The organism is Aeromonas sp. HMWF017 (assembly GCF_003061465.1).
GTDB classification, from domain to species: domain Bacteria; phylum Pseudomonadota; class Gammaproteobacteria; order Enterobacterales; family Aeromonadaceae; genus Aeromonas; species Aeromonas veronii.
Map to the genome: position 1 here is coordinate 1 of NZ_QAJD01000050.1, position 7,441 is coordinate 7,441.

General features: G+C 60.6%; 7 protein-coding genes. 6 read left to right on the forward strand and 1 reads right to left on the reverse strand.

The genetic code is table 11. The features are described 5' to 3' along the window. From DBR30_RS04280 to DBR30_RS04305, 5 genes are all read left to right on the forward strand, one after another. The coding region (locus DBR30_RS04280) for an aldehyde dehydrogenase family protein (protein WP_146181353.1) at window positions 1–296 on the forward strand (296 nt) is incomplete at its 5' end. A gap of 124 nt (window positions 297–420) precedes the next feature. Beyond that, window positions 421–1,710 carry a 4-aminobutyrate--2-oxoglutarate transaminase gene (gabT, locus tag DBR30_RS04285; RefSeq protein ID WP_108541531.1) on the forward strand — a complete coding sequence of 430 codons (1,290 nt, stop codon included), beginning with the start codon at window positions 421–423 and terminating at the stop codon, window positions 1,708–1,710. A gap of 366 nt (window positions 1,711–2,076) precedes the next feature. Continuing rightward, on the forward strand, window positions 2,077–3,426 hold the full coding sequence (locus tag DBR30_RS04290; protein ID WP_005359067.1) for an APC family permease: 1,350 nt from the start codon (window positions 2,077–2,079) through the stop codon (window positions 3,424–3,426). A gap of 537 nt (window positions 3,427–3,963) precedes the next feature. Next, the gene (locus tag DBR30_RS04300; RefSeq protein ID WP_021230505.1) at window positions 3,964–4,230 is read left to right on the forward strand and encodes a hypothetical protein; all 267 of its coding nucleotides are present in this window, start codon (window positions 3,964–3,966) and stop codon (window positions 4,228–4,230) included. After that, window positions 4,230–5,576 (forward strand): APC family permease, encoded by a 1,347-nt coding sequence (locus DBR30_RS04305; RefSeq protein WP_108541530.1) that lies wholly within the window; start codon window positions 4,230–4,232, stop codon window positions 5,574–5,576. The genes DBR30_RS04300 and DBR30_RS04305 overlap by 1 nt, the downstream gene beginning before the upstream one ends. A 94-nt stretch (window positions 5,577–5,670) precedes the next feature. On the opposite strand, the gene DBR30_RS04310 is transcribed toward DBR30_RS04305, so the two are convergent. Beyond that, window positions 5,671–6,045 (reverse strand): hypothetical protein, encoded by a 375-nt coding sequence (locus DBR30_RS04310; protein WP_108541529.1) that lies wholly within the window; start codon window positions 6,043–6,045, stop codon window positions 5,671–5,673. Window positions 6,046–6,293: 248 nt separating this feature from the next. Between DBR30_RS04310 and DBR30_RS04315 the strand changes: the two genes are divergently transcribed. Continuing rightward, the coding region (locus tag DBR30_RS04315) for a sodium:phosphate symporter (RefSeq protein WP_108588203.1) at window positions 6,294–7,441 on the forward strand (1,148 nt) is incomplete at its 3' end.

The window sequence follows — 7,441 nt, forward strand, 5'->3', positions numbered from 1 at the left end:
TCTTCGGCCCGGTCGCCCCGCTGGTGCGCTTCGAGACGGAAGCCGAAGCCATCGCCATTGCCAACGACACCCCTTATGGCCTGGCCGCCTACTTCTATGGCCGCGACATCGCCCGGGTGTGGCGCGTCGCCGAGCAGCTGGAGTACGGCATGGTCGGCATCAACGAGGGGATCATCTCGACCGAGCTGGCCCCCTTTGGCGGCATCAAGGAGTCGGGGCTGGGCCGGGAAGGGGCCGCCGAGGGGCTGGAGGAGTATCTGGAGACCAAATACCTTTGCTTTGGCGCCATTCGCTAGGGCTGCAACAGAGAGACAAGGCGCCGCCGATCTGGCCCGATGGGCTGATCGGCGGTGATGGGCGCCAAAACGCCTGCCACATTTTCAGGGAATATCGGGGGCAGCGGCCCCTCAGGGAGGAAAGATGAGTCAGTCAGAATCAAACAAGGCGTGGCAAGCGCGCCGCGAAGCATCAGTGGTCAATGGCGTTGGCACCCTGCTGCCGGTCTTCATCGACCGTGCGCAAAATGCCGAGCTGTGGGATGTGGAGGGCAACCGCTACATCGACTTTTCCTCCGGTATCGCCGTGCTCAATACCGGCCACAACCACCCGAAAGTGGTGGCGGCGGTGCGCGAGCAGCTGGAAAAATTCAGCCACACCTGCTTTCAGGTCACCCCCTACCCGGGCTATATCGAGCTTGCCGAGAAGCTCAACGCCCTGGTGCCCGGCCCGACCCCGAAGCGCACCCTGTTTCTCTCCACCGGCGCCGAGGCGGTTGAGAACGCCATCAAGATTGCCCGTGCCCACACCGGTCGCAGCGGCACCATCGCTTTCAAGGGAGGCTTTCACGGCCGCACCATGATGGGGATGGCGCTCACCGGCAAGGTAGTCCCCTACAAGACCGGCTTTGGCCCCTTCCCGGGGGAGGTCTACCACATCCCCTTCCCCGCCGATTATCTCGGGGTGAGTGAAGAGGATGCCCTGCACGCCCTCGAGCTCTGTTTCAGTGCCGATATCGAGCCGAGCAGGGTTGCCGCCATCATTATCGAGCCGGTACAGGGCGAAGGGGGCTTCTACCCCGCCTCCCCGAGCTTTATGCAGAAGCTTCGCAGCGTCTGCGACCAGCACGGCATTCTGCTCATCTGCGACGAGATCCAGAGCGGCTTCTGTCGCACCGGCAAGACCTTCGCCACCGAGTATGCCGGCATCGAGCCGGACATCATGACCCTGGCCAAGAGTCTGGCGGGGGGCTTCCCCCTGTCAGCCGTGGTGGGCAAGGCAGAGATCATGAACTCGGCCAAGCCGGGGGGGCTGGGTGGTACCTATGCCGGTTCCCCCATCGCCTGCGCCGCCGCGCTGGCGGTCTTGCAGGTGATCGACGAGGAAAAACTCAACCAGAAAGCGCTGGATCAGGGGGAGCAGATCAAGGCGGGGCTGGAACGCATAGCCGAGCGTTTTGACTGCATAGGTCAAATTCGCGGCCCCGGTGCCATGGTGGCCATGGAGCTGGTGAAACGGCGTGATGCCAGCCAGCCCGATCCCGACCTTACCAAGCGACTGGTGGCCGAGGCGGGCAAACGGGGTCTGGTCCTGCTCTCATGCGGGGTGCGCGCAAATGTCATCCGTTTTCTCGCCCCCCTGACAGCCCCTGCGGCAGTGATTGACGAGGGGCTGCAACTCCTTGAAAAATCACTGGAGGCCGTGCTGGCCTGACCAGCAGGAAAGTGACCACTTACCTGTGCAAATAAATGCAATTTTGCCCCCTTTTTTTCTTGTCAAGGGGGCCCTGCAAATGCACAATGCGCCGCCACTGAAAGAACCGATGTAAAACAATGGCATCGGTTCTTTTTTAGACAGTGAACAAACCCATAAACGAGGCCGGATCACCCCCGGAAAAGATAGCGAGATTGGCAGCAGTCTCCCGACACCAAGTCTAGTGAGGAACAACATGGGGCATCTCAATGCTTTCCAACCGGCCATGGCCGGTGTGCGCCGCCCTGGCGCCCTTGATTCCCGGGCCTCTCTCCCGGTTTCGTTGATGGACCGTGCCACTCTGGCACTGCATGAGGAACATGCATAATGGCGGCCCAGCAGGTTGGTCTGAAAAAGACCCTCAAACTGTGGCAGGTCGTGGTTATGGGACTGGCGTACCTCACCCCCATGGCGGTGTTCGACACCTTCGGCATCGTTACCGAAATCACCGAAGGCCATGTGCCGACCGCCTACCTGTTTGCCCTCATCGGCATGCTGTTCACTGCCCTGAGCTACGGCCATCTGGTGCGCAAGTTCCCGTCAGCTGGCTCCGCCTATACCTATGCCCAGAAGGTGTTTCACCCCTATGTCGGCTTTATGGTGGGCTGGACCTCCCTGCTCGACTACATGTTTATGCCGATGATCAATATGCTGCTGGCCAAGATCTATCTGGAAGCCCTCTTCCCGAACGTGGAGCCCTGGACCTATATCTTTGGTCTGGCGGCGGTGATGACCGCCCTCAACCTGCGCGGCATCAAGCTGGTGGCCAACTTCAACAGCCTGATCGTGGTGATGCAGTTCAGCATCATCGCCATCTTCATCGGCCTGATCGCCTGGGGCGTTCACAACGGTGAAGGGTTGGGGACCGTGGCCAGCAGCCGTCCCTTCTTCTCCGAGCAGATCCAGGTGTCGCCGCTGCTGATGGGGGCCTCCATCCTCTGTTTGTCGTTCCTCGGTTTTGACGCCATCAGTACCCTGTCGGAAGAGACCCCGGACGCGGATCGGGTGATCCCCCGCGCCATCGTGCTGACGGCGCTGATCGGCGGTGTGCTGTTTGTCACCACCTCCTACTTCCTGCAGCTCTACTTCCCGGACATCTCCCGCTTCCAGCATCCGGATGCGGTACTGCCGGAGATCGCCCTCTATGTCGGCGGCAAGCTGTTCCAGGCGGTGGTGCTGGTCTGCACCACAGTAGCGGTGCTGGCCTCCGGGCTCGCCTCCCACGCCGGTGTATCGCGCCTGCTCTATGTGATGGGTCGTGATCGCGCCCTGCCCGCCCGCTTCTTCGGTTACATCCATCCGAAGTGGCAGACTCCGGCGTTCAACGTGCTGCTGGTCGGCCTGCTGGCCCTCTCTGCGGTGTCGCTGGATCTGGAGATGGCGCTGGCGCTGATCAACTTCGGCGCCCTGGTGGCCTTCACCTTCGTCAATCTGGCGGTGATTGCCCACTTCTATGTGAAGCTGGGCCGCAACAAGTGTCTCAAGGATCACCTGATGTACCTGCTGCTGCCGCTCTGTGGCGCCGCCTGCATCGGAGTACTGTGGCTCAACCTCGAGCCCTCCTCCTTCGAGCTGGGTCTGATCTGGGCTGCGCTCGGTGCCATCTACCTGTTCCTGCGCCTGACTGTGTTCCGCATCCCGCTGCATACCGCCGACAAGGTGGAGATCGCCCAATAACCGCTGGCGCCCCTCCCCCCATAGCGAACAAGGAGCCTGCGGGCTCCTTGTTGTTTTTGCGGTGTTCTGGTTGCCAGCTGCACGGGTTGTCAGAAATGCGGTTTCTGCAGGAAGTGTGACTGATTTCAAATAACTACCCTGCCGGGCTGCTCGCCGTGCCATGGCCCGAGCCGCGTCGCCTTCTATCCTCAGTCATTAATGTGAATGGATATGCAGCCACTCTTTATCCACTTCACCCCCTCCCATCCCCCGCCAGCCGATAAGTTCGCTGGACTCGAGCCCGGGGGAGCGCCGGCAAATATGATCAGGATCAATGTTGAGGCGCTATGCACCCTGCAGCCCCGATTTGCCGATTTTTCATACGCCATGACAGGGTTCTCTTCCCCCCCGAAAAAGGGGGAGCGGCTCGGGGACGGCTGCAGGGGGCGAGTGACCACTTACCTGCCCCGTGCGTATGCAAAAAAATGCGTTAATCCGCCCTTTTTTGCTTGTCAAGGGGGCTGACCGAATGCACAATACGCCGCCAATAAAGGACCGATGTTCACTGCGACATCGGTTTTTGTATTTTTGAAGTGCAGTACAAACCCACCACAAGAGGCCGGAACGTTTCCGGAAGTGATATTCGAGATTGCCAAACAATCTCCCGACGTTGAGAGGATAACAATGGGGCGTTTTAATGCTTTCCTGCCGGTACAGCCCGGTATGCGCCTCCCCGGCGCCCTTGATGTACAGGCTTGCGAATCCATCGTATCCCTGCGCTCGTTGCAAGCACGTGCTGCGGCACTGATTGAGGAGAAAGCGTAATGGCATCGCAAAACGCCAAGCTGCTCAAGACCCTTACCCTGACACAAGTGATTGTGATGGGTCTGGCCTATCTGACCCCCATGGCTGTCTTCGACACCTTCGCCATCGTCGGTGACATCACCGAAGGCCGGGTCGCCACCGCCTATCTGCTGGCACTGGGTGGCATCCTGCTCACCGCCTTCAGCTACGGTCATCTGGTACGCAAGTTCCCCTCTGCGGGCTCCGCCTATACCTACGCCCAGAAGGTGTTCAACCCTTATGTCGGTTTCATGGTCGGCTGGTCATCCCTGCTCGACTACATGTTCATGCCGATGATCAACATCCTCTTGGCCAAGATCTACCTGACCGCCATGTTCCCGGGCGTCGAGCCCTGGGTGTTCATCTTCGGTCTGGTGACCGTGATGACCTTCCTGAACCTGCGCGGCATCAATCTGGTGGCCAACTTCAATGGCCTGATCGTGGTGATCCAGCTCGCCATCATCACCCTCTTTATCGGCCTGATGGCGTGGGGCATCTACCACGGTGAAGGCGCTGGCACCCTGATGAGCAGCCGTCCGTTCCACTTCGACTCTGCCCAGATGGTGCCGCTCTTTACCGGTGCGACCATCCTCTGCTTCTCGTTCCTAGGCTTTGACGGTCTGAGCTCTCTCTCCGAAGAGACCCCGAACGCTGGCAAGGTGATCCCCAAGGCGATCGTGCTGACTGCCCTTATCGGCGGCATCATCTTCGTGGTGGTCTCTTACTGCCTGCAGCTCTACTTCCCGAGCCTCGCCCGCTTCCAGCATCCGGATGCTGTACTGCCGGAGATCGCCCTCTACGTTGGCGGCACCTTCTTCCAATCCGTAGTTCTGGTCTGCACCACGGTCGCGGTACTGGCCTCCGGCATGGCGGCTCACGCCGGTGTGTCGCGCATCCTCTACGTGATGGGGCGTGATCGCATGATCCCGGAGCGGGTGTTTGGCTACATCCATCCGAAATATCGTACTCCGGCCATCAACGTGCTGATGGTGGGCGGTCTGGCCCTCTCCGCCGTGTCGTTTGATCTGGATACCGCGCTGGCGCTGGTCAACTTCGGCGCACTGGTGGCCTTCAGCTTCGTCAACCTGTCGGTGATCTGTCAGTTCTGGGTGCGCGAGAAGCGCAACAAGACCCTCAAGGATCACGTCATCTACCTGTTGATGCCGCTGCTCGGTGCCGCCACCATCGGTGCTCTGTGGATCAACCTGGAGCAGAGCTCGCTGGAGCTGGGCCTGATCTGGGCGGGCCTCGGCGCAACCTATCTGTTCCTGCGTCTGGCGGTGTTCCGTATCCCGTTCCGTCAGTACGAGGAAGCGGCTGACGCCTGATCCTTTGCGGATAACGGATAGACAGAAGGGGAGCCATGGCTCCCCTTTTTGCTTCCGGTCTGTTGCCGGTCACACGGGCTTGGGCCCGGTCTGCTTACTGCTTATCCAGCACCGCGGTCGCCGCAGCCTTGAGCGGATCGCGAGCGATGGTTTTGGCATCCTGCTCCGCCTTGTGCAACTGCTGGTTTGCCTTGTCCATCTTCTGCTGCATACCGTTGCCGCTCTCCTTGAGGTCGGCACGCTTCTCGCCCAGCAGGTCGTTGCGGCCTTTTTGCACCTCAGCTTTCACCTTCTCTTTCTCCTGCTTCACCAGCTTGCTGGTATCACAGTTGCCCTTGACCCCCAGAGTGGCATTCACCGCTTCGTTTTTGAGGGCCTTGTCGAGGTTGCAGTCGGTTTTCAACAGGCTGGCCAGTGCCCCTGCCGAGAGCAGCCCCAGCGACAGAGAGAGGATCCATGCACGCATCATCTTGTTTACTCCTGCTTGCCAATAAAGGGGCGCAGTGTAGCGATCACGTCCCGGCTGGCAAGGCGGCAGTGCCTTCGTTCCCCCTTTTGCCTCCCAGAGCCAACCGGCTCGGTCAGCGCCTGTCGCCGCAGTTCGTCGTCATAAAAACATCATCGAAATGTCACGTTGTCATATTTCTGTCATTAACCATTGATTAAATGCGCGGGTCATCAACAACCCAAGACGGAATGACCGTCTCAAGAGGCTTTATGCAACACCATCACTCCTTGTCACAGCCGCCCGCGACCCGCGCCCTGTTCAACTGGATGAGTGTCATCGTACTGGTCTACCTGATCCTGGTTGCCGTGGGCGCCATCTCCCACGGCTTCAAAGATTTCTCCGGCGGCGCCGAGGGCGCAGCCCAGATCTTCGCGTTTGCCAACAACCCCTTCGTCGCCCTGCTGCTCGGCATCCTGGCGACCGCGCTGGTGCAATCCTCCAGCACTGTGACCTCGGTCATCGTCGGTCTGGTTGCTGGCGGCCTGCCCATCGGCATGGCCATTCCCATGGTCATGGGTGCCAACCTCGGCACCACCATCACCAACACCATCGTGTCGCTGGGCCATGTCCGCGACCGCACCGAGTTCCGCCGTGCCTTCGCCGCCGCCACCGTACACGACTTCTTCAACCTGCTGGCCGTGGTCATCTTCCTGCCGCTGGAGCTGATGTTCGGTCTGCTGCAGCATAGCGCCGAGTGGCTGGCCAACATGCTGGTGGGCTCTGCCAACATGTCGATGAAGGGCATGGATTTCATGAAGCCGCTGACCGCACCGGCCCAGCAGCTGATCGACAGCGTCGTCGCCTTCCTGCCGGGCAAGGGTGCCGCCATCGCCACCATCGTCATCGGTATCCTGCTGATCCTGGCCAGCGTCACTTATCTGGGCAAAGTGCTGCAGAAGGTGCTGGTTGGCCGAGCCAAAGAGGTGCTGCACAAGGCGCTGGGCCGTGGCCCGCTGAGCGGCATCACCTCCGGTGCGCTGGTGACCATCATGGTGCAGTCCTCTTCCACCACCACCAGCCTGATGATCCCGCTGGCCGGCGGCGGCGTGTTTAGCACTCGCCAGCTCTACCCCTTCACTCTGGGCGCCAATATCGGTACCACCATCACCGCCCTGCTGGCTGCCACCGCCATCAGCGGAGCCGGTGCCCAGCTGGCCCTGACCATTGCGCTGGTCCACGTGTTGTTCAACGTCTTCGCCGTGGCGCTGATTTATGGCCTGCCATTCCTGCGTGACCTGCCGGTGCGCGCCGCCGAAGGGCTGGCCCGGATTGGCAGCGAGAACAAGCTGCTGGCGCTTGGCTATGTGGCGGGACTCTTCTTCGCCCTGCCCGCCCTGATGATGGTCGTGGCCAAGTA